At 63.3% G+C, this 21,981-nt stretch carries 16 protein-coding genes; 9 read left to right on the forward strand and 7 right to left on the reverse strand.

Features of this window, described 5'->3' with window-relative positions:
* Positions 1 to 5,790 (forward strand): VCBS domain-containing protein (locus FFS13_RS18500; protein WP_137820527.1); only part of this gene is annotated, 5,790 nt, incomplete at its 5' end.
* A 73-nt stretch (positions 5,791 to 5,863) separates the two neighbouring features.
* Positions 5,864 to 6,202: a tryptophan synthase subunit beta gene (locus FFS13_RS18505; protein WP_137820528.1), complete on the forward strand. Its 339-nt coding sequence runs from the start codon at positions 5,864 to 5,866 to the stop codon at positions 6,200 to 6,202.
* A 244-nt stretch (positions 6,203 to 6,446) separates the two neighbouring features.
* Here the strand turns inward: FFS13_RS18505 and lapD are convergent, their stop codons facing one another.
* From lapD to FFS13_RS18525, 4 genes are all read right to left on the reverse strand, one after another.
* On the reverse strand, positions 6,447 to 8,393 hold the full coding sequence (gene lapD, locus FFS13_RS18510) for a cyclic di-GMP receptor LapD (protein WP_137820529.1): 1,947 nt from the start codon (positions 8,391 to 8,393) through the stop codon (positions 6,447 to 6,449).
* A 9-nt stretch (positions 8,394 to 8,402) separates the two neighbouring features.
* Positions 8,403 to 9,104 (reverse strand): cysteine protease LapG, encoded by a 702-nt coding sequence (gene lapG / locus FFS13_RS18515; RefSeq protein ID WP_137820530.1) that lies wholly within the window; start codon positions 9,102 to 9,104, stop codon positions 8,403 to 8,405.
* A 107-nt stretch (positions 9,105 to 9,211) separates the two neighbouring features.
* Positions 9,212 to 9,610: a YbaN family protein gene (locus tag FFS13_RS18520; RefSeq protein WP_137820531.1), complete on the reverse strand. Its 399-nt coding sequence runs from the start codon at positions 9,608 to 9,610 to the stop codon at positions 9,212 to 9,214.
* Between the two features lie 10 nt (positions 9,611 to 9,620).
* Positions 9,621 to 10,208 (reverse strand): YecA family protein, encoded by a 588-nt coding sequence (locus tag FFS13_RS18525; protein WP_137820532.1) that lies wholly within the window; start codon positions 10,206 to 10,208, stop codon positions 9,621 to 9,623.
* 311 nt (positions 10,209 to 10,519) lie between these two features.
* Between FFS13_RS18525 and recQ the strand changes: the two genes are divergently transcribed.
* The 7 genes from recQ (at position 10,520) to FFS13_RS18560 (ending at position 19,781) form a co-directional block, all read left to right on the forward strand.
* The gene (recQ, locus tag FFS13_RS18530; RefSeq protein ID WP_137820533.1) at positions 10,520 to 12,646 is read left to right on the forward strand and encodes a DNA helicase RecQ; all 2,127 of its coding nucleotides are present in this window, start codon (positions 10,520 to 10,522) and stop codon (positions 12,644 to 12,646) included.
* A gap of 128 nt (positions 12,647 to 12,774) precedes the next feature.
* Complete coding sequence (locus tag FFS13_RS18535; protein ID WP_137820534.1) at positions 12,775 to 13,935, forward strand: diguanylate cyclase; 1,161 nt, start codon at positions 12,775 to 12,777, stop codon at positions 13,933 to 13,935.
* A 135-nt stretch (positions 13,936 to 14,070) separates the two neighbouring features.
* Positions 14,071 to 15,087, forward strand: a complete 1,017-nt coding sequence (locus FFS13_RS18540; protein ID WP_137820535.1) for a DUF2804 domain-containing protein — start codon at positions 14,071 to 14,073, stop codon at positions 15,085 to 15,087.
* An 83-nt stretch (positions 15,088 to 15,170) separates the two neighbouring features.
* Positions 15,171 to 15,605 carry a MarR family transcriptional regulator gene (locus tag FFS13_RS18545; protein WP_137820536.1) on the forward strand — a complete coding sequence of 145 codons (435 nt, stop codon included), beginning with the start codon at positions 15,171 to 15,173 and terminating at the stop codon, positions 15,603 to 15,605.
* Positions 15,605 to 17,008: a DHA2 family efflux MFS transporter permease subunit gene (locus FFS13_RS18550; protein WP_137820537.1), complete on the forward strand. Its 1,404-nt coding sequence runs from the start codon at positions 15,605 to 15,607 to the stop codon at positions 17,006 to 17,008. The genes FFS13_RS18545 and FFS13_RS18550 overlap by 1 nt, the downstream gene beginning before the upstream one ends.
* Positions 17,009 to 17,276: 268 nt before the next feature.
* Positions 17,277 to 19,376 carry a FimV/HubP family polar landmark protein gene (locus FFS13_RS18555; RefSeq protein WP_171006520.1) on the forward strand — a complete coding sequence of 700 codons (2,100 nt, stop codon included), beginning with the start codon at positions 17,277 to 17,279 and terminating at the stop codon, positions 19,374 to 19,376.
* 105 nt (positions 19,377 to 19,481) lie between these two features.
* The gene (locus FFS13_RS18560) at positions 19,482 to 19,781 is read left to right on the forward strand and encodes a SelT/SelW/SelH family protein (protein WP_137820538.1); all 300 of its coding nucleotides are present in this window, start codon (positions 19,482 to 19,484) and stop codon (positions 19,779 to 19,781) included.
* Between the two features lie 48 nt (positions 19,782 to 19,829).
* Here FFS13_RS18560 and FFS13_RS18565 read toward each other — a convergent pair whose 3' ends face one another.
* The 3 genes from FFS13_RS18565 to FFS13_RS18575 form a co-directional block, all read right to left on the reverse strand.
* Complete coding sequence (locus FFS13_RS18565; protein WP_137820539.1) at positions 19,830 to 20,723, reverse strand: DMT family transporter; 894 nt, start codon at positions 20,721 to 20,723, stop codon at positions 19,830 to 19,832.
* A gap of 13 nt (positions 20,724 to 20,736) precedes the next feature.
* Positions 20,737 to 21,072 (reverse strand): tRNA-binding protein, encoded by a 336-nt coding sequence (locus tag FFS13_RS18570; RefSeq protein ID WP_137820540.1) that lies wholly within the window; start codon positions 21,070 to 21,072, stop codon positions 20,737 to 20,739.
* 74 nt (positions 21,073 to 21,146) lie between these two features.
* On the reverse strand, positions 21,147 to 21,911 hold the full coding sequence (locus tag FFS13_RS18575) for an AraC family transcriptional regulator (protein ID WP_137820541.1): 765 nt from the start codon (positions 21,909 to 21,911) through the stop codon (positions 21,147 to 21,149).
* Positions 21,912 to 21,981: the final 70 nt, after the last annotated feature.

Here is a 21,981-nt window from a genome sequence, read left to right on the forward strand (position 1 = left end):
AACCCGGCGGTGCAGGCCCTGGACAGCGGCCAAAGCCTGACTGAAACCTTCAGCTACAGCATGCAGGACGCCGATGGCGATACCGCCAGCGCAACCCTGACCCTCACCATCACTGGCAGCAACGACGGGCCGCAACTCAGCGTCGACCCGGGCAACCAGGGCGGCAACGACCAGGTCTCCGAAGCCGGCCTGCCAGCCGGCTCGAACGCCGCCGGCAGCGGCGAGTTCGCCACTGGCACTTTCCTCCTGAGCGACGCCGACGGCCTCGACGACCTGCAGAGCGTCACCCTCAACGGCACCACCGTGGTGTTGGCCAGCCTGGTCGGCAGCGTGTTCGCCGGCAGCAACGGCAGCTTGACCATCACCGCCTACGACAGCCTGACCGGGGTGGCCAGTTACAGCTATGAACTGACCAGCCCGACCAGCGATGGCCCCGGAATCGAGACCGAGGTGTTCAGCCTGACGGTCTCGGACGGAACGGCCTCGTCGGCGCCGGCCAGCCTGGTCATCGAGATCATCGACGACCTGCCGGACGCGGTGGATGACGGCAATGCCACGTTCGCCTCGGAGATCCTGCAGACCCTGAGCGGCAACGTGCTGACCAACGACGAGCAGGGCGCCGACCGGCTGGCTGGCGGGCCAATCCAGCCGGCGGTGCTGCAGGGCACCTATGGCACTCTGACTCTGAACGCCGACGGTTCTTACAACTACCAGATGGACCCGAATGATCCGGACTTCCTCGCCCTGGGCGGGGGCGGCAGCGCGACCGAGACCTTCGGCTACACCCTCAATGATGCCGATGGCGACAGCGACACTGCCAATCTGTTGCTACAGATCAGGAACAAGGACGATGGCGTCCAGATCCAGGATCTGGACGTCGCGGGCGGCGAGCAGAGCGTCGATGAAGACGACCTGGCGGACGGCTCGGACCCGAGCCAGGAGCCCACCACGGTCAGCGGCAGCTTCAAGGTGGAGGCTCCGGATGGGCTGCTGAACCTGAGCGTGGGCGGTATCAGCGTGGTGGCTGGCGGCGTGGTTAACGGCTTCCCGCAGTCGGTGACGACCCCGCTGGGCAACACCCTGACCATCACAGGCTATGAAGCGGATGAGGGCATCGTCAGCTACAGCTACAGCCTGCTGGACAGCGCACAGCACACGCCGGGTGCGAACGAGAATCTGCTGGCCGAGCACTTCGCGGTGGTGGCCGAGGACGTGGACCATGACACGGACAGCGCATCCCTCGACATCAACATCATCGACGACCTGCCGAACGCGGTGGACGACGGCAACAGCATCGCCGAAGACACGGTCGCCGCGCTCAGCGGCAACGTGCTGGACAACGACCTGCACGCCAACGGCCAAGCGGGCGCCGACAGCCCGACCAGCTTCGTGGCCTGGGGCAGCACCGCGGCCAGCTTCGGCAGCTTTACGGACACCGGCAACGGCAGCTACAGCTACAGCCTGAACAACGCCAACCCGGCGGTGCAGGCCCTGGACGCCGGCCAAAGCCTGACTGAAACCTTCAGCTACACCATGCAGGACGCCGATGGCGATACCGCCAGCGCGAGCCTGACCCTCACCATTACTGGCAGCAACGACGGGCCGCAGCTCAGCATTGATCCGGGCAACGAGGGCGCTAACGACCAGGTCTCCGAAGCCGGCCTGCCGGCCGGCTCGAACGCCGCCGGCAGCGGCGAGTTCGCCACTGGCACTTTCCTCCTGAGCGACGCCGACGGCCTCGACGACCTGCAGAGCGTCACCCTCAACGGCACCACGGTGGCGTTGGGCAGCCTGGCAGGTAGCGTGTTCGCCGGCACTCACGGCAGCCTGACGGTCACCGCCTACGACAGCGCGACCGGCGTGGCCAGCTACAGCTACCAGCTGACCAGCCCGACCAGCGACGGCTCCGGAATCGAAACCGACAGCTTCAGCCTGACGGTCTCGGACGGCACCGCCTCGTCGGCTCCAGCCAGTATCGTCATCGAGATCATCGACGACCTGCCGAACGCCGTGGATAACCTGCTGGACGGTGCGGTCAACGAAGTCAGCACCAGCTTCAGTGGCAATGTGCTGAGCAACGACATACAAGGCGCGGACCGCATTGCGCTGACGGGCAGTGGGGCGGGCAGCACTGGGCCGGTCACGCCGCTACTCAGCCAGGCCGGCACCTATGGCACATTGAATCTGTATGCCGATGGTTCCTATACCTACACGCTGAATACGGCCGACGCCGATTTTCTCGCCCTGGCAGGAAACCCCAGCGCAGTCGAAACCTTCACCTACACGCTGTCCGACAGCGATGGTGATAGCGATACGGCGACCTTGTCGCTGATCGTCGCGAATAATGACGACGACGTGACCATCAGCGGCCTGAACGTCAACGGTGGGGAGGAGAGCGTCGACGAGGACAATCTGCCTGGCGGTAGCAGTCCCGATGCACCGGCGCTTACACAATCGGGCAGCTTCGCTATCGATGCACCGGACGGCATCGCCTCCATCAGCATTGGTAGCGGTGGGCCGTTCACTCTGGCGCAATTGCAGAACTCCGGCACCGTCAATCTGGTCATCGACAGCCCGGCAGGGGTGTTGACGATCAACGGCTTTTTCAGCTCGGCCACGGGTGGCACGGTTTCCTACTCGTACACTCTGCAAAACCGGATTGCCCACGACCTTGTCAATGGCGAAAACAGCGCCACCGAGAGCTTCGCGGTGACAGTGACGGATGTGGATGGCGACTTCGATACCGATAGCCTGGATATCACCATCGTCGACGATGTGCCGACGGCTAAAGACAACGAGGCCTGCACTACCGAGAGCGGTCTGCCGCCGTTCAATCTGACCATTGTGCTTGATACCTCGGGCAGTATGCTCTGGCGACTGGGCACCACGACCAACGGTTCGCCCAACCGCTTGGAAATCGCCAAGGCGGCATTGAACAACCTGATCGATAGCTATGCGGCGCTAGGCGTGCCGCTGGCGATTCGCCTCATTGAGTTCGATTCGGGGGCGAGCGTGGTCATCGAAACGACCGATACGGCGGCCGCCAAAGCGGCCGTCAATGGGCTCGGCGGCGGCGGTAGCACCGATTACAACGACGCCCTCACGCTTGCCCAGGGCGAGCTGACTGGAGACTTGGTTAATCCCAACTTGGTCGGATATGAAAACCGGGTGTACTTCCTCTCCGATGGTGCGCCGAACGAAGGCTTCACCCCGGCCAGTTGGCAGCCCTTTGTCGATAACAACAATATCGAGGTGTTCTCGGTTGGCATCGAGGTGTCCGGCAATGCCACTGCGGTGGCCCAACTGCAACTGGTGGAAAACTCCGGCGATACGGTCACGCTGGTCGACGACCCGAATGACCTGTCGGCAGCGCTGGCCGAGACCGTGCCCGATCCACTGGAGGGTAACGTGATTAGCGATGTCGACCCGGTTGCCGGTGTCGACGTGGCAGGAGCCGATGGGCCGGTGACGGTGACCCAAGTCAGCTTCGAGGTCGATGACCAAACGCCTTATGTCGGCGTGGCCGATAGCATCATCAACAATGCTGGGTCCTTCACCATCGTTTTCCTGGTGGAAGGCGGGACGACCGGGCCTATCGAGACCCCAGCCGGTGGCCTGCTGACGGTCAACAGCGACGGTAGCTACAGCTATGGCGCGCCGTCGAACGTGGCGGACGATACCGAAGAGCTGTTCACCTACACCCTCATTGACCGCGATGGGGATACCTCGGATGCGCTGCTGACCCTCTGCATCGAAGACACCGCGCCGGTGATCGGCAGGGTGGATGAGGATGAGTTGCCCAGCGGCAATACCGATAACGATACGGTGACCACCGTCGCTTCCGGTAACTTGAGCGAACTGCTGATCGGCACCAGCAGCGGGCAGTTCAGCCTGTCGAGCACTACCACTGGACTGCCGGCCTTGCAGTCCGGCGGGGTCAACGTCAGCTACGCGGTCGCCGGCAATCTGCTGACGGCCAGTGCGGGCTCGCAAACCATCTTCACCCTGGCGGTGCAGACGAATGGCGATTACAGCTTCACCCTGCTCGGCCCGTTGGATCATCCGAATGCAGGCAGCAACGACAACGAACTGTTGGTGCTGAATCTGGCGAGCATCCTGCAGGCCAGTGATGGGGTCGATCCGCTGCCGCTGGCCGGGGATTTCCTGATTCAGGTCGAGGACGACATCCCAGTCGCCTTCTCGCCGGTGACCGCACTGCTGGTGGATCAGGTGGCCGGTACTCGTTCGGTCACCGAGCGGTTGCGCTTCGAGGACGCAGCCGGTGGCGACGGCCCGGGGGATGCGCTGCTCAACATAGTCGTGGGTGCCCTGGCTACCGATGCCAATGGCAACTTGCTGACCATGGATGGGGCGCAATTGTTCCTCTCCTACGGTGCCGATCAGTCGATCATCGAGGCCAGAACCAGTGGCGGTACGCTCGGTTTCCGGATCGGCCTGAATGCCGCGAGCGACAACTACACCCTGACCACCTTTGGCATCATCGCCAATGGCAGCGAGATCACCGCCGCGAGCCTGACCGGGGTGGGCGGCGGCAACGTGCGTTACAAAGGCTTGATCGATATCGGTAGCCCGGCGACCACCAACGATGCCTTGCTCTCCACCACTTCCGGTGAGAGCGTCAACACCAACAATACGGAAATCGGCATTAGCGGCGGCAACAGCATCGGCAATGGCGAGCAGCTGCGGCTCGACCTGGTCAACGGCTTGGCCACCGCCGCCCCGGCGCCGTCGAACGGCAACACCGGCTTCGTCTACTCCAGCCATAACCAGACCAACCGCTTCGAGCAGAAGGTTTCCTTCGTCAATTCGAGTGGTTCCGGTACCGCAACGCTGGTCATCAGCGCGATCTTCGCCGATAACGACTTCGCCTTTATCGGAGATGGTGCGGGCGAAACCACCCTTAACCTGGCCACCAGCAATATCAAGGTGTTCGAGGTGGTTGGCGGGGTGGATGTCGACAGAACCGCTGAGGTGAGCCTGACCGACTTGGGCAACTCGGTGCGAATCAGTGGCATGGAAGAAGGCTGGTGGTATCAGATCACCACCAGCACAGCCTTCAATGCGGTGCATGTAACAGGTGGTAACGCCCAATCCTTCAAACTGGGCTTCTTCTCCTACAGCCAGATCACCACAGGCTCGCCGATCGATTTGTCCTACGACATCACGGCCAGCGACAACGATGGGGACTCTGTCTCCAGCCAGCTGAAAGCTACCTTGGTGCCGGATGCGTTGTCGGTGGATGGAACTGCGGGTGTCGACAACCTGGTCGGCACGGGGGCGGCGGACTATCTGTTCGGTATGGGCGGCAACGACACCCTCAACGGTGCCGGCGGCAAGGATGTGCTGTCCGGCGGGGATGGCAACGACCTGCTGATCGGTGGGCTGGGCGATGACATTCTGGCCGGTGGCCTGGGGGCCGATACCTTCAAACTGCAAGCCGGAGATACCACGGGTGCCGACAAGGTGCTCGACCTGATCGTGGCGGACGGCGACAAGCTCGACCTCCGCGACCTGCTAGTGGGCGAAACCAACACTGCAGCCTCGTTGGACGACTACTTGTCCTTCACGGTGGCCGGTAACAATACGACTATCGCGATAGCTCCGACCGGCATTGGCGCCGCAACGGGCTCGACCGAGCTGGTCGGCTTCAATGTGGCAGCTGAATATGGCGTGACGCCGGTGGGCGGGGTGATCTCGGCAGGTGCGGACACCGCGACGGTGATCAATGGTCTGCTCGGGGACAACGCGATTCAGGTGGATACCGTCTAATCTCAAACAAGCAGACAAGCCCGCCATCTTTCCGGGTGGCGGGCTTTTTAATGGTCGCTTGCAGGAGGCAACCATGGTTTACGTGCAACGTGATGAGAAGGGACGAGTGTTGCGGGTCGAGAGTGAGCCATTCGAGGCCATGACCCACAAGGTGCCGGCGAGCGATCCCGAGATGCAAAGCTGGCTGGCCAGCCATGCCCTGCATACGCATTTGATGTCGCTGCAGCACTCCGACCTGGAACTGGTGCGGGTGATCGAGGACCTGGTCAGCGTGCTGGTCAGTCGCGGCCTGATCCGCTACACCGACCTGCCAGAGGCCGCGCGCAACAAACTCAGCAACCGCGTCGAGGCGCGCGCGCAGCTGGGCGATCTGGGCAGTCTGGTGGAGGACGACGGACGCCTGCCGTACTGAGAGCCTGTTCATGATCTGCTGCGCGTCGGCCATGCCGCGTTGAAATCGGGCTCAAAATGCTCATTTGCTACATGTAAACTGCGCTTTTTCGCTCGATTTCGCCTTGCCTGACCTCAGCTCGCGAGATCGTGAACAGGCTCTGAGTGTCCAGCGCGATGCCTGTCGGCGCGGCCAAGCTGGAGTCACAGGGCAGGGATCGCCCCGGGATGCAGCGGCGTGTCTCGTGGCTGATTCGCGCGGGCCGTTAACCCTGCCAGGGCGTCGGTGCGCCGATCAGGTGGCCCATGGCGCCGTGAACGCCAAGCTCGTTGAGTACGGCGAGCTCGCCTGCGGTCTCCACCATCTCCGCCATCAGCGGCAAATCGATACTGTTGGTTGCGCGGAACATGGCTTCGATAAACAGGCGCTTGTCGCCTTCCTGATCGATGGCGCGAATGTAGGTGCCGTCGATTTTCAGGTACGCGAGGCCAAGGTGCGTCAGGTTGCCGATCAGGCTGAAGCGGCCACCGAAGTGTTGCAGGCCAAGGTTAACGCCGGCGTCATGCACCGCTTGGCTCAGGCGCTCCAGCTCGGCCGGCGGTGGCAGGTTGCGCTCGTCGATCTCCAGGGTCATCAGCTTGGCTTGCTGGGGGTGTTCTTTGAGGATGGTGACCATCCGCGCTTGGTTGTCCGGCTCACGCAGGGTCGCGGCCGACAGACTGAGAGCGACTGGGTGCGGGTGTTGCGCGAGGTGGGCCAAGCTGTGCTCCAGCATCGCCAGGTCGAAGCGCGCGGCCCAGCCCAGGCGTTCGATCCAGGGTAGGAAGCGGCCGGCCGCAACGGCCTTGCCCTGCGGGTCGAGCAGGCGCGCCAGGATCTTCCGATGCAGCACCTTGCGGGTGTCCGCACACGCCACCACCGGTTGGAAGTACAACTGCAACTTGCTGTTGTTCAACGCCTCGTCGATCCAGTTGCGCCAGTCGTTCAGGCCCTGGCTGGGGAGGGCGTTGAAATCATCCAGACGTTCCCAGGCTTTGCTCGGATTGCTTTGTGCCTGGGCCAGAGCCTGATCGGCCCGACTTAAGACGTGGTTAACCTCTTCGCCAGGGCGGAAGGCGGCGATACCCAGGTGGGCGACGGGTGTGCAATCGCTGGCAGCGGTCTGCCGCAGGCTTTCCAAACCATCACTTAGCTCCAGCGCCAGCCGGTCGGCATCCTCGCTAACCAGCCCCGGTGCGAGCAGGCTGAACTCGCCGCCGCGGCTGCGCGAGGCCAGCCAGTTGGCGCGGCTCGGCTGGTCGAGTAGGCGCTTGAGCTGCTCGCCGATGGCACCGATCAGGGCATCGGTGCGTTGCCCACCCAGGCGCTGGTTCAAGCCACCGAGGTCATTGACCCGCAGCAGAATCAGGTAGCCCTCGGCGTTTTGTTCGTGAACGGCGAGCCGGGTGGCCAAGTTAACCTCGAACAGCCGGCGGTTGGCCAAGCCAGTGAGGCTGTCTTGATAGGCTTCTTCGCGCAGTTTTTCGCTACGGGCGGCTTCTTCGGCAAACAGGTTTTTCAGTTTCTCGACCATCTGGTTCATGGCCAACACGACCCGTTTCAGTTCGGGGGTCCGTGGTAGGTGCGGCAGGGTGAAGAATTCGCGGCGGGTGATGGCCTCAGCTTGCTGCACCATATTGTCCAACGGCCTTAGCTGGGTGCGCAACAGCCAGCCGCCGAGGATGGCGCTGAGCAGCCCGCACAGCAGCAGCCAGAGCAGGCTGCCGATGGCGCTGTCCCAGAGCTTGGCCAGGGCGAATTGCGGATGGCTGAGCACTTCGACTCGCGCCGCCTGTTCCCAGCCGCGCATGATTAGCGCATCGCCACCCTGGGGCTGGAGGTCGACCAGGTGGGCGAACCAGCTCGGCACTGTCTCCGCGGTCGTGGTGTTGCTCCGCTCGACTATCACCCGCTCATCGGCAATGCGCACGACACGGATGCTGGCGAAGTAGCCGCTGTCGAAAATCGAACTGACCATCAACTCGATCATCGCCGGGTCGTCCACATGTGGCGTCATCGACAGCCCCAGCGCGGTGGCGGCGTCTTGCGCGTGGGAGCGCAGTTGGCTGAGCAACTGTGCGCGCGAACTTTCTACCCCGGCGATAAAACTGCCGGTGAAGGCCACCACCAGAAACAGGCAGATGGCGAGAAATAGCTGCTTGAGTAGCGACATAGTGTTCTCCTAACCCTCACCAACGGCGAAGCCTTCGGCGTGCATTTTTTTCAACAGATCCTGCCAGCGCGACAGCTTCTTGGAGTCACCGCGTTTGCCGGCGGAGCCAGGCAGATAGAGGCCTTCGGCGTTGAAGGCATACACCGGGAGCAAGTCTTTGCGTTGCGCGGCGGGGCGGATGGCGCCGATCAGGTTATCCAGTACCAACGGCTGCGCCGTGGGGCTGGCGTAGTAGGTCAGCACCATATGGGCCTGGTTGTAGTTCAGGGCTTTGACGTAGGTGATGCGCAGCTTTTCGCTGGGGATGCCGAGGCGGCGCAGGGTGAAGTACTTAGCGATGGAGTAGTCCTCGCAGTCGCCCGCACCTTTGACCAGCGCCTCGATCGGCGTGGCCCAATAATCCTTCTGCCGCCAATTGCGGCTGTCGTCGACAAAGCGCAGTTGGCGGTTGAAGAAGCGATTAACCGCGCCGAGTTTTTTGCTCTCAGGCAGCTCGCCGCTGCTCTCGATCAGCGCACTCCAGGCCTCGATCCGGCCCTTGGCGGCGCCGAGGCTGCCGTAGCGGGTTTCGGCTTTCTGGAGGATCACGCCAAAGTCCCAGTTAGCCCAAACGTTAGCGACGCCGACGATGAGGCCAAACAGCAGGCAAAAGCCCAAGCAAGCCAGTAGCGGGCGCGGTTGTCGTCCATGAGTGCGCTGCCGAGGTTGCATGTGCCGCGTCTCCGCCGAAGATGGCAATAGTCTAGGCAGTACCTGGGGGTTTTGCCGGGTAGAGGTTATTAGCTGACGCTATTAAGTGTCGGTTGGCGGGCACTGCATCAGCGAGCGGGCAGGGTTTTCTGCTTGAGGATGTAGAGGCTGACCAAGACCGCACTGCTGAGCATAAACGCGCGGGCCCAGGGTAGCGGCACCAGGTAGCAAGAGAGGGCGATGCTGATCCACATCAAGCCGATGGCGTAGACCTTGCCCTTGAGCGGGATGCCGTGGCCGTCGAGGTAGTCGCGAATCCACGGGCCGAGCTTGGGATGGCCGACCAGCCAGAGATAGAAGCGCCGTGAACTGCGGGCAAAGCAGGCGGCTGCCAGCAGCAGGAAGGGCGTGGTCGGCAGCATCGGAACGAAGATGCCGATCACGCCGAGCACTACGCTCAACCAACCGAGGGTCAGCAGGCCATAGCGCACGCCAGGATGACGACTTTCGCGGATTTCGTGGCTCATCCGCGCAACCTTAGTGGTGACGCGGCTTGAGCAGCGCGGGCTTCTCGTCGGGGGCGTTGCAGAGCAGGAACAGCGCGGTGAGCAGCTCCGGGATTTGCTCGACCATGTCGTCCATCAGGTGGCGATCACGGGCGATATCGACGAACTCGGGCTGTTCATCGAACAAGCCGGAACCGACCATGATCGGCAGCAGCAGCTCGCTGACTTCGTCTTCGGCGTCTTCGAACCAGGCGGCTTCGCGCAGGAACACGCCTTCCATAAAGCCAATGCACCAGCCGCGAATGTCGGAGTCGTCCGGCACTTCACCGAGGTCGAGCTCGCAGGGCAGCTCCAGGTCGTCATCGGCGGCCAGCAGGCGGGTGATATGGGCTTTGAGCTGGATCAGCGTGGCTTCGATCTCTTCCCGTTCGGCGTCGCTGCGGTAGTGCGGCGGTTCGGCGAACAGCGCGTCGATCCACTCGCGCTCTGGCGCTTGGTCGGGGCAAATCGACAGGGCGGTCAGGTAGCCGTGGGCGGCCACGTAGTCCAAGGCCTCGTCGTGCAGCTCGTCAGCGTCGAGGAAGGCTTGCAGGCGGGACAGTTGCTCGGCGAAGGACATCGTGGGACTACCTTAGAAGGACTTAACAAGGCTGGATTTTAGCCCGGATAGCCCAGCAAAGCGGCGCTGATCTGAGATTTTTTTCGATTTAACCTCATGCCATCCGGCGTTATGGCTGGAATGGCGGATATTCCAGGGGGGTGGCGCGATGGGCGTCGATCTCTGGCGGCGGTCGCTGGCGTATACTGCGCGGCTTTGTGACGGCGCCCGTGCGCCACCCGCCGGCTCTTCAGCCAGCGCGGGTATTCCGAGGAAACGCTCAGGGATGGGCTTTTTCGGGGACTCTTCTTTTGCAACAGCTTGGGGTTTATATGCTCGAACCGGCTCTGCGCATTCTTAAGGACATCTTCGGCTACGACAGTTTCCGTGGGCGTCAGGGTGCGATCATCGAGTGCGTTGCCCGGGGTGGCGATGCCCTGGTGTTGATGCCGACGGGGGGCGGTAAGTCGCTGTGCTTCCAGGTTCCGGCGCTGCTGCGTGAAGGCTTGGCGGTGGTGGTTTCGCCGCTGATCGCGCTGATGGAAGATCAGGTCGCCACGCTCGACGAGTTGGGGGTGGCGGCGGTCGCGTTGAATTCCACCCTGAGTGCCGATGAGCAGCGCGAAATCGCCGAGCGGATCAAGCGTGGCGAGATCAAGCTGCTGTACCTGGCGCCCGAGCGCCTGGTGCAGCCGCGCATGTTGGCGTTCCTGCAAAACCTCGATATCGCGCTGTTCGCCATCGACGAGGCGCATTGCGTGTCGCAGTGGGGCCATGATTTCCGCCCGGAATACCTGCAGTTGGGCCAGTTGGCCGAGCTGTTCCCACAGGTGCCGCGGATCGCCCTGACGGCCACCGCGGACATGCGTACCCGCGAGGAGATCGTTACCCGCCTGCATTTGCAGAATGCCGAGCGTTTTCTCTCGAGCTTCGACCGCCCCAACATCTTCTACCGCATAGTACCGAAAGAGCAGCCGCGCAAGCAGTTGCTGGCCTTCCTCGGCGAACGCAAGGGCGATGCCGGGATCGTCTACTGCCTGTCGCGCAAGAAAGTCGAAGAGGTCGCGGCCTTTCTTTCCACCCAGGGTTACCCGGCGCTGCCGTACCACGCGGGCCTGCCCCATGAGTTGCGCGCCTATCACCAGAAGCGCTTCCTCAATGAGGAAGGCCTGATCATGGTGGCGACCATCGCCTTCGGCATGGGTATCGACAAACCCAACGTGCGCTTCGTGGCGCACCTGGATCTGCCGAAATCCCTCGAGGCCTATTACCAGGAAACCGGGCGGGCCGGGCGCGATGGCTTGCCGGCCGATGCCTGGATGGCCTACGGCCTGCAGGACGTGCTGCTGCTCAAGCAAATGTTGCAAAACTCCGAAGGCGATGAGCGCCATAAGCGCCTCGAGCAGCACAAGCTCGACGCCATGCTCGCCCTCTGCGAGCAGATTCGTTGCCGCCGCCAGGCCCTGCTGGCCTACTTCGATGAAGAACTGCCACAACCCTGCGGCCATTGCGATAACTGCGTCGACGCTGTGCAAACCTGGGACGCCACCGAACCGGCGCGTCAGGCGCTCTCGGCCATCTTCCGCAGCGGTCAGCGCTATGGCGTCGGTCATCTGGTCGATCTGCTGCTGGGCCGCGATAACGACAAGGTGCGCAGCCTCGGCCATCAGCACCTGTCGGTGTTTGGCGTCGGCAAGGCGCTCAGCGAAGGCGAATGGCGCTCGCTGTTCCGCCAGTTGGTGGCGCGAGGCTTGGCCGATGTCGATCTCGAGGGCTACGGCGGTTTACGCCTGAGCGACAGTTGCCGGCCGTTGTTGCGCGGCGAGGTCGCCTTGCAGTTGCGCCGCGACCTGAAACCGCAGCAGACCGCCAAGCCCTCGGCCAGCGCCGCCAGCCAACTGGTGCGTGGCGAGGAACGCGAGCAGTGGGAAGCCCTGCGTGCGCTGCGGCGCAAACTGGCCGAGGAGCATGCGGTGCCGCCCTATGTGATCTTCCCCGATGCGACCTTGCTGGAGATGTTGCGCAGCAAACCGGGTTCGCTGTCGGCAATGGCGCAAGTCAGCGGAGTCGGGGCGCGCAAGCTGGAGCGCTATGGCGAGGCCTTCCTCGACGTGCTCAACGGCGCGGCCGAGACGCCGCAGGTGGTGGTCGACCTACGCCACGAGCTGATCAGCCTGGCCCGCGCGGGGATGACCCCGCAGCAGATCGCGGGGCAGCTCAAGTGCAGCGAAAAGAACGTCTACAGCCTGCTGGCCGAAGCCATTGGCCGGCAACAGTTGTCGCTGGAGCAGGCGCTGGATCTGCCACAAGAGCTACTGGGCGAGATTCAGGATGCCTTCCTCGATGGCGAAGGCGAGCTGCCAGCGGTGGCGGTGTTAGCCGAGCAATTTGCCGGGCGGGTGGCGGACGGGGTGCTCTATTGTGTGAGGGCGGCGTTGCAGGCGGAGTTCGAGGTCTGAGACGGCCCGGCCGGTCGTAGTTTGGGTCTGGTCCGCCAAAGCCTTGGCGCGTCAAAACGACAAACTTGTGACGCCTGTCACCAACGGTTAAGGTGTGTCGAAAGCCTCCCCCATGAGAAGAGGTAAAGGTGTCGTTCCATCATGCCTGGCTAGACGATGTTCGCCCCAACCCCTATGCCGATCAGCTGGCGCTTGGTTTCCGCCTGCTGCGTTTCGTCCGCCCGCTGGAGCGTGAGTACCGCGCCTATATGCGCGCGGACGGCTTCGACCTCAAGCGCATCGCGCTAAGCGGCGGCATGCTGCTCTGGCTGGCGTTCGCCGGCCTCGACTCATTCCTGATCCAACCCCCGCAACTCTGGTGGATGCTCGCCGTGCGTTTGGGCGTGTTCTTGCTGCTGCTGGTCTGCGGCGCGTTGGTGCTGCAGCGCCGGCATACACAGCTGTTGGTGCCCTTGAGCCTGACCTGCATCGGCGCGCTCGGGCTGGGGGCGGCGGCTGTCGTGGCGATCGCCCATACGGTCGATCCGAACTATCCCTATGAAGGGTTGCTGCTGGTCTGCATGGCGGCTTACTTTCTGGTCGGCCTGCGGTTTTCCGAGGCGCTGGCCAGTTCCCTGGTGGTGTTGCTGGCCTATGTCGGCTTTGAGCTGCTGGCCGGTTTGCCGATCCCACGGCTGGTCAATAACGTGCTGTTTCTGTTGTTTGGCAACCTGATGGGGGCGCTGGGTTGTTACCTCTTGGAGTTCAAGTCGCGGGAGCATTTCCTGGTCAGCCAGCTGATGCGCGTGCTGGCCGAGCGCGATAGCCTCACCGGGCTGCACAATCGGCGCAGCTTCAACCGCCAACTGGAGCGTCTGTGGCGCCAGGCCCAGCGGGATAACCGGCCCTTGGCCCTGCTGCTCTGCGATATCGACCACTTCAAGGCCTACAACGACCGCTACGGTCACCAGGCCGGGGACAAGGTGCTGCAACGGGTTGGCACTGTGCTCGGTGAGGCCGCGCGGCGACCGCTGGATATGTCGGTGCGCCTCGGCGGCGAAGAGTTCGCGGTGCTGCTCTATGAGCTCAGCGAAGAGCAGGCGCGCCAGCGTGCCGAGACGCTGCGGGCGGCGTTGGAGCACCTGGACATTCGCCACGAGCGCTCGGATACCGCCGACATGGTCACCATGTCGATCGGCGTGGCCTGCCTGCGTCCGGCTGAGGGTGGCGAGCTAGCCCAGCTATATGAGCACGCAGATCGCGCGCTGTATGAGGCCAAGGCCTTTGGCCGTAATCAGGTGGTGGCCTAGACGTCGCTACAGCGCCGTGACCCGAGCGTCGCGGCTGGCCGATTTTGTCCTGAGAGTTGGCGTCGGCGGTGACTGCCTGATCTGGCACACCGGTGCTAGCATCGCGCCATCCCCTCGCAGCGAGCTCGCACCTTGATGGACCCACTGATCCAGGCCAACGGCCAGCCGCATTACGGCATCTTTCCTGCCGCGCCCAGCGTGATCAATTACCGCGACTTCGACTTCCGTTCCCCCATGGGCCGGCGACTGGGGCCACTGGCCAAGTGGCGGCGCTTTCATCAATTTCAGTATTTCGGCCTGATCAGCGAGCAACTGATCGGTGGCTGCGCGCTGGCCAACCTCAGCCTGGCGGGGATCGGTTTCGTCTACCTGTTCCATCCCGCCAGCGGGCGGATGATCGAACGCCAGTTCAAGTTGCCGCTGGGGTTTGGTACACGCTTTTCACAGCGGCCGAATGACGGCGTGTGCGAGCTGCGCAGTGGGCGCAATCTGCTGCGCCTGGAAAATCATGGTGCCTCGCAAGAGAAGCATCTGCTGGTGGAGCTGGACGACGGCACGCGCATCGCCGCCTGCTTCAGCGAGGCCATACCGGCGTTTCAGCCGATGTGCATCAATACCCCGACCGCAGTGAATGGCTGGGTGTATGCGCAAAAGGTCGCCGGTGTGCGTTGCAGCGGGCAGGTCAAAAGCGCCTTGGGTGACTTCGACCTGACCGCGCTCGAGGCCTTCGCCCATCACGATTGGTCGGCCGGCTATATGCGCCCTGAGACCTGCTGGAACTGGGCCTGCTTGTCTGGCCAGGCCGGTACGCAACGGGTGGGGCTGAACCTGTCCTGCGGGGTGAATGAGACCAGCTTTACCGAGAACTGTTTTTGGCTGGATGGTGAACTGATCAAGGTCGATACGGTGCGCTTCGACTATGACCGCGAGCAGCCGCTGCAGCCTTGGCGGATCGACTCTTACGATGGCCAGGTGGCATTGCAGTTCGAGGCCCGTGGCCTGCACCAGGAGCGCATGAACCTGGGCGTGTTGGCCAGCAACTTCAAGCAGATCTTCGGCCAGTTCCGTGGCGTGTTGCGGCCCCATGGGCGTGCGGCAATCGGCATCGACAACCTCTGGGGCTTTGTCGAAGAGCAATATGTGAAGTGGTGAAATGTCGCAGGGGCTTGCCCCTGTGTCCGCGGTTATGGTTAGCTGGCTAATAATTAGTTTAAGCAGTTATCAGAGCCGTTCTTATGTCCCATACCGATCAACATCGTTTTGCCATGCAGCTCGCTCAGCTGTCGCGCGCCTGGCGCGGCGAGCTGGACCGGCGCCTGGCCGGGCTCGGTTTATCCCAGGCGCGCTGGCTCGTACTGTTGCACCTGGCACGCTTCAGCGAATTGCCGACCCAGCGTGAACTGGCGCAGAGCGTCGGGGTTGAAGGGCCGACCCTGGCGCGCCTGCTCGACAGCCTGGAAGCCCAGGGTTTGGTCAGCCGGCAGGCGGTAGTGGAAGATCGCCGGGCGAAGAAAATCGCCTTGAGCCCGTCGGCGCGCCCCTTGATCGAGCAGATCGAGGCAATTTCCACCCAGCTGCGTCTGGAACTCTTCGCCGGCATCGATGAGGAAGAGCTGCGCCGCTGCCAGCAGGTGCATGCGCGGATTCTGAGCAACCTGGAAAAACGTTGATGGGGCAGGATCTGCAGGCCCTGCAGGCGCGTTTCGGCGCGCGCTACCCGCTGTGGCTGCTCGGTGTGTTGATGATCGGCAGCATGGCCATGGTGCTGGCATCGACCAGCATCAACGTGGCCTTGCCGGCGATCATGGAGGATTTCGCCATCGGCCGGCCGCTGGCGCAGTGGTTGTCCACCGGCTTCCTCGCGGCGATGACCGCCGGCCTGTTGCTGGCGGCCTGGGCACAGGCGCGTTTCGGTGCCCGGCGCACCGCACAGCTCGGCCTGGTGTTCTTTATCCTCAGTTCACTGTTGGCACTGGCGGCGCAAGCGGCCTGGCAGTTGATCGCGCTGCGCATCGTTCAGGGCTTGTGCGCCGGGATCATCCAGCCCTTGGCCATGGTGCTGATCTTTCGCGTGTTCGCCGACGGTGGCCGTGGCAAGGCGTTGGGGCTCTATGGCCTGGGGGTCATGGTTGCGCCAACGCTGGGGCCGACCATCGGCGGCTATCTGGTCGATCATTTTGGCTGGGTGGCGGTGTTCTGGCTGCCGCTGCCGCTGTGCGTCCTGGCGCTGCTGGGCGGGCAGTGGTTGCTGCCCAGCCAGCGCGCGAGAGCGACTCCACTCCTGGATATCTGGGCCTTTGCGTGGTTATGCGTGGCAGTCTTTGCCTCGCTCGGCGCCTTGGCCGAGGCGCAGCGTTTCGCCTGGCTGGAGCCGCGCGTGTGGGTGCCGACGCTGCTGGGCGTGCTGGCATTCATGGGGTTTTTCTCGCGCAGCCGACGCAGTGACAAACCGCTGCTGCCGCTGAACTTGTGGCGGCATGCCGGTTTTCGCCGCGCCAGTTGGGTGGCATTGACCCTGGGCATGGGCCTGTATGGCTCGACCTATTTGATCCCGCTGTACCTGCAAACGATTGAAGGTTACAGCGCCGGTCGCGCCGGGCTGTTGTTGCTACCGACCGGGGTGCTGATGGGCATGGCCGCCTTTGTCGGCGGCTGGCTGAGTGATCGGCTGTCGGCGGCCGTGCTGCTGATCAGCGGCTTGCTGATCTTCGCCCTGTCGGCGGCCGGTCTGGGCTGGCTCGAGCAGGGTGCCTCGTTTGCCGTGCTGTGTTTCTGGGCGTGCGTCGGTCGGTTCGGGCTTGGGCTGTTGTTGCCGGCCCTGAGCACCGGTTCACTGGACATTCTGAACCCGGAGGAACTGGCCCAGGGCGCCGGCGCCATTACCTTCGTGCGCCAGCTGGGTGGGGCGTTCGGGGTCAATCTGCTGACCTTCTTCCTCGAGTGGCGCCACAGCGCCGAGGGCGGTAGTGGGTTGGCCGAGGCGTTGGCATTCCAGCAAAGCTTTTGGCTGATGGCGGCGGTCTTTGCGCTGACGGTGCTGGCGGCACGGGGCGTACGGCCGACAACGCACTGACAGTTAGGCAGCGCAGTCTTTCTTTGTCGTTTATCGACTGTTTTTCTATGCTTTTGCGTATCATGGCCACCGGCCTGATTGCTGTGTGCTCACTAAAACGCGAAAGCCTTTAAATAGTGGCCATAATCACTTACTAGCAGGGTTCGACACGGACGTTTCTCCCGACGCAAGCATTTGCCGCGCCGTTTGTTTGCACCACCTACTGGATGAGCACGCCAAGGCGTGCGGTGGTGCAATGATGCGGAGCGGAGTTACCGGGAGAGGTCGTATGACTTGGGTTCGGCAATTGTTGATTGGCCTCGCATCAGGCTCGGCATTCTATTCGGGGTTGGTGCCCGCCTTGGGGCTGGGCGAAATCACCTTGCATTCGGCTTTGAATCAGCCGTTAGAGGCTGAAATCGAATTACTGGAAGTTGCCGATCTGAGCGCCGATGATCTGCGGGTGCGGCTCGCGCCTGCCGAGGTGTTCAGCCGTGCTGGCGTCGATCGCTTGGCCTTTCTGAATGATTTGCGCTTTACCCTCTTGCTGCGCGGTGGCAACAGTGTGATTCGCGTGGTGTCGAATCAACCGGTGCGTGAGCCTTACCTGAATTTTATTGTCGAAGTGGCGCGGCCTAATGGTCAGTTGCTCCGGGAATACACCTTGCTGCTCGATCCACCCAACTCCTCTACATATCGTGCCGTTGCACAGGCGCCAGCTGCACAGGCGCGGCCCGACCGGCCGCTGGTTGACGTATCGCCCACTGTGCCTGCTGCGCCAAGCGTCATGCCTGCCGCCAAGCTGGATAAGCGCTATCGGGTCAGCAGTGGCGATAGCCTATGGACGATCGCCGCGCGTTTGCGCGCATTGGGTAGCCAGGCTTCGCAACAAGCTTTGATGCGCGATATCCAGGCACTCAACCCGCAGGCATTTGCCAATGGCGATATCAATCGCCTGCGCGCCGGGGCCGATCTGTTACTGCCGGATGTGGCTGCTGCCGCGCCGGACAATAGGCCGGTAAGCGAAGCGCCTAACGCGGTTGCCAGTGAGCCGCCGCTTATGCCCCCCGAGCAGCCGCATGACCCGCAGGCCGAATTGATCGCGCAAGTGCAACGGCGGGTGGAGCAGGAGCTGGCCGATCAGGCTGCGGAAAACCTTCAGCTGCAGCAGGGCATCGCCGACTTGCAGGCGCAGTTGCAGCAGTTGCAAGCGCAGGTGAGTGGCAAGGATCAACAGTTGGCAGCGTTGCAGGCCGAGTTGGTCGCACGCCAGACGCCTGCTGAACCGCTGCAAGCGCCCGCACCGGCTAAAGTCGCAGAGCCTGCCGCGGCAGAGCTGAACGAGCCGGCAGTCGTTCACCTTAGCAACTGGATCAGCGTAGGCTTGGCCATGCTGGCGTTGTCGCTGGTCGGCCTTCTGGGCCTGTTCTGGCGGAGCAAACGTCAGGCCGCTCGGCCCAGTCTGGAAAGCCAGGCAGCCTCTGTGTCCGCTGCGGTTTCCTCGGAATTCCTTGCGCCGCCGCTCAATGCCAATACCTTCGTCCGTGTCGATGAGGTATCGACGGCCGCGTCTATTCGCCCAGCAACGCTAACCGATACCTTGGAAGGCGCGAATATCTACATTGCATATGGGCGCTTTAGCGAAGCCGCAGCGACCTTGCGCAACGCTTTGGTCGCTCAGCCGCACCGCAGCGATATCCGCTTTCGTCTGCTGGAGGTGCTGGCGCAACTGGGGGATGCTCGGGCATTCCTCCAGGAGGAGGCTATTTTGCGTGACTCCGGTTTTACTGCGGAACCTATCGAGCAGCTCAAGACCCGCCACCCTGGCTTGCTTGGCGGGGCCGCGGCTGATCCCCTGGACGAAGCCGCGCTGGACCTGGACGAGGCGCCGCCGCAGCCGTCGGCGGATGGTCTGACGGATGATGACTTTCAGCTCAATTTGGATGACTTGTCGTTGGATCCGGACAGGGATCTGGTCAGCCCGTTCTCACCGAGCGCGCGCAACAAAACAACGGCGGCGCCGGCTCAGGCGCAGATCGATTCGAATCGCAAAGAACAGTCGCAGGTTTTTGGGCTGACAGGCGAGCGTGATGCGCTGGGTCCTTTTGCCAAGTCAATGCTGGTTGAAGAGACATCGGCTGAAGGCTGGTTCCAGGGAGAGCTGCACGAGGCTTTCCTCAATCAACCGCGGGCCGAAGGCAACGCTTTGTTGAGCGACCTGGATCACCTGGCGGGGAGTCGCGATAACCTGGCCAAGTTCAATCTGGCCTTGGCCTATATCGAGCAGGGTCATCTGGAAAGTGCCTGCAGTATTCTCAACGAGCTCATCGACGCCGGCGATGACGAACAAAGACAGGAGGCTTACGAGTTGCTGGCCAAGATCGCCTAGCTTTGTATGAGAGGGCTATGTACCCGCTAGTTGCTCTTCGTAGGAGCAGACCTTCTTTGCCTGCTCGGCGTTATCATGGCGGCCTAGTGCCTTCAGAGTTGTTTTATGTCCAGTCCAAAAGCCGAAGTGGTCATCACCTATTGCACGCAATGCCAGTGGCTGTTGCGCGCCGCCTGGTTGGCCCAAGAGTTACTCTCGACCTTTGCCGATGACCTGGGCAAAGTCAGCCTGGAGCCGGCCACCGGCGGGGTGTTTCGGATCACCTGCGACGGCGTGCAGATCTGGGAGCGCAAGGCCGATGGCGGCTTCCCCGAGGCCAAGGTGCTCAAACAGCGGGTCCGTGACCAGATCGACCCGGCGCGCGATCTGGGTCACAGCGACCGGGTTGCGCCGTCGGCGGACTGAGCGCGCGTTCGCTCGCCGGCATAGTCCTTCGGAGGCTGCGTCGCTGACTTATTCCACCGTCGTTTCCGCCAGCCGCCGCTGGCGTTCGGATGCGGCGCCGTGGCGGGCGGCAATCGCGATGGCGAGAATGATCAGCACGCCCCCGGCAATCATCCGCAGGCTGGGCGTTTCCGCGAAGATCAGCCAGGCGAAGCTAATCCCGTAGACCGGCTCCAGGGCAAAGACTACGGCGGCGGTGCGCGCCTTGAGTACGCTCAGGCTGGCGACGAACAGGCTATGGGCCACCCCGGTGCAGAGCACACCAAGCAACGCCAGCCACAGCCAATCGAGCGCCGATACGCTGGCTAGGGTGGGCGCGGCGAAGGGCAGCAGGCAGAGTGCGACGACCAGATTCTGGCAGAGCGCGGCCTGCACCGGCGGCACCTTAGCGGAGCCGGCGCGGTTGACCAGTGACAGCAGGGCGAACAGCAAGCCGGAAAGCACCGCCCAGAGCAGCCCGCTGGTGGCGCCGCTGGCCAGGTTGAAGTCGGGTGTGACCAGCACCAGACCTAGGCTGACCACGGCAACCAGGGCGATCTCGTTGCCACGTATGCGTTCGCGGAAGATCAGGCCTTCGAGTATCACCGTGAACGCCGGAAAGCTGGTGAAGCCCAGCGTGGCGATGGCCACCCCGGCGACTTTCACGGCGATGAAGAAGCTCACCCAATGCCCGGCCAGGAGCAAACCGCCCAGCGTCAGACGTGCCCAGTCGGCGGCCTGCAGGCGTTGCCAGGGCGTGCGGGTGATCAGGCGGGCGAATAGGCTCAGGGCCAGGACGGCAAACGCCGCCCGGCCGAACACTATGACCGCCGGGCTAGTGGCGGCCAGTTTGCCGAATACGCCGGTCAAGCCAAACAGCAGGGCGCCGCAATGCAGGGCGGTGAGGGCTGAGCGCTGATTCATGTTGATCCTTCGTTCAGGCCAGGCGGCTGCCATTGGGCAGGGGATGTTCGAAGCTGGCCAAGACCACACGACTCTCCGCGTCATAGGCACCGGTGACGAGGATCTCCGAGCGCACGCCAGCAATCGACTTAGGCGCGAAATTGCACACGCAGAGCACCTGGCGGCCGATCAGGCTGTCGGCCGCATACAGGGCGGTGAGTTGCGGGCTGGAGGTTTTCAGCCCGAGTGGGCCGAGGTCGACTTCCAGCACATAGGCGGGCTTGCGTGCCTTCGCGTTGGGTTGCGCGCTGCGGATGGTGCCGACGCGCAGTTCCACCCGCTCGAAATCCTGCCAGTCGATAGTCTGCATGGTGCTCCCTGGCCCAGCATTATTGAGTAATGACGGCAGTCTAGAGCCTGCGCGCGGGGCTGTCTGTCGCGCGGCTAGCGGGAATTGTCGCGGGCCTCGCGGCGCAGGCTGCGGGGCGTGGCGCCAAACTCACGGGCCAGGGCGGCGGTGAAGGCGCTTTGCGAGCTGTAGCCGACCCGGGCGGCAATCTCAGCGACCGCCAGTTGTGTTCCGCGCAGCAGTTCCAGGCCCTGTTGCAGGCGGCGGCTGCGTACGTAGTCCATCGGCGTTTGCCCGGTTTCTCCGAGAAAGCGCGCGTGGAAACGCGCGCTGGACAGGCCGGCCAGGCGCGCCAGGTCGGCGACCTGCAGCGGGTGCGCGGCGTGTTGGTCGATATAGCTATCCAGCGCGGCAAGCGGCAGGCGCTGGCTGGCGCCGGCGCCGTGGCGTTCGGTCTCCAGGCTGGCCAAGAGCAGGGCGGCGCCTTGCTGGGCGATCACCGGATCATTGATCGGGCTGGCGGCCAGCCAGTGGACCAACTGGTTTTGCGCCGGGCTCAGGGTCAGGGCGGCGGGCTTTTCCAGCAGACGGCGACTGCTGTCCGCGTGCGGGCCGAGGCTGTGCTGCAACCACTCGGTGGGCGGCACATCGAGCACCAGGCACTGGCTGCCAGTGGGGCTGCCGCAGGCATGGTGGGTCGCGCCAGGCACCACCACCAGGCTTTGGCGGCTGACCTGGCTGCCACGTCCGGCGACTTCGAAGTCCAAGTGGCCGCTCAGGCCGAACACCAGCTGGGCGTGCTCGTGGCTGTGGGCGATCAAGTCATGGCTGTAGTGGCGCAGGGAGAGAATCGAACTCATCGCGGCTTCCTCGGCTGAGGCGCTCAGTCTACCCGCAGTTGTTGGCGGCGGCGCTGTCATCAGTTTGTCG

Source organism: Pseudomonas sp. 2FG, assembly GCF_005502935.1.
Lineage (GTDB): Bacteria > Pseudomonadota > Gammaproteobacteria > Pseudomonadales > Pseudomonadaceae > Aquipseudomonas.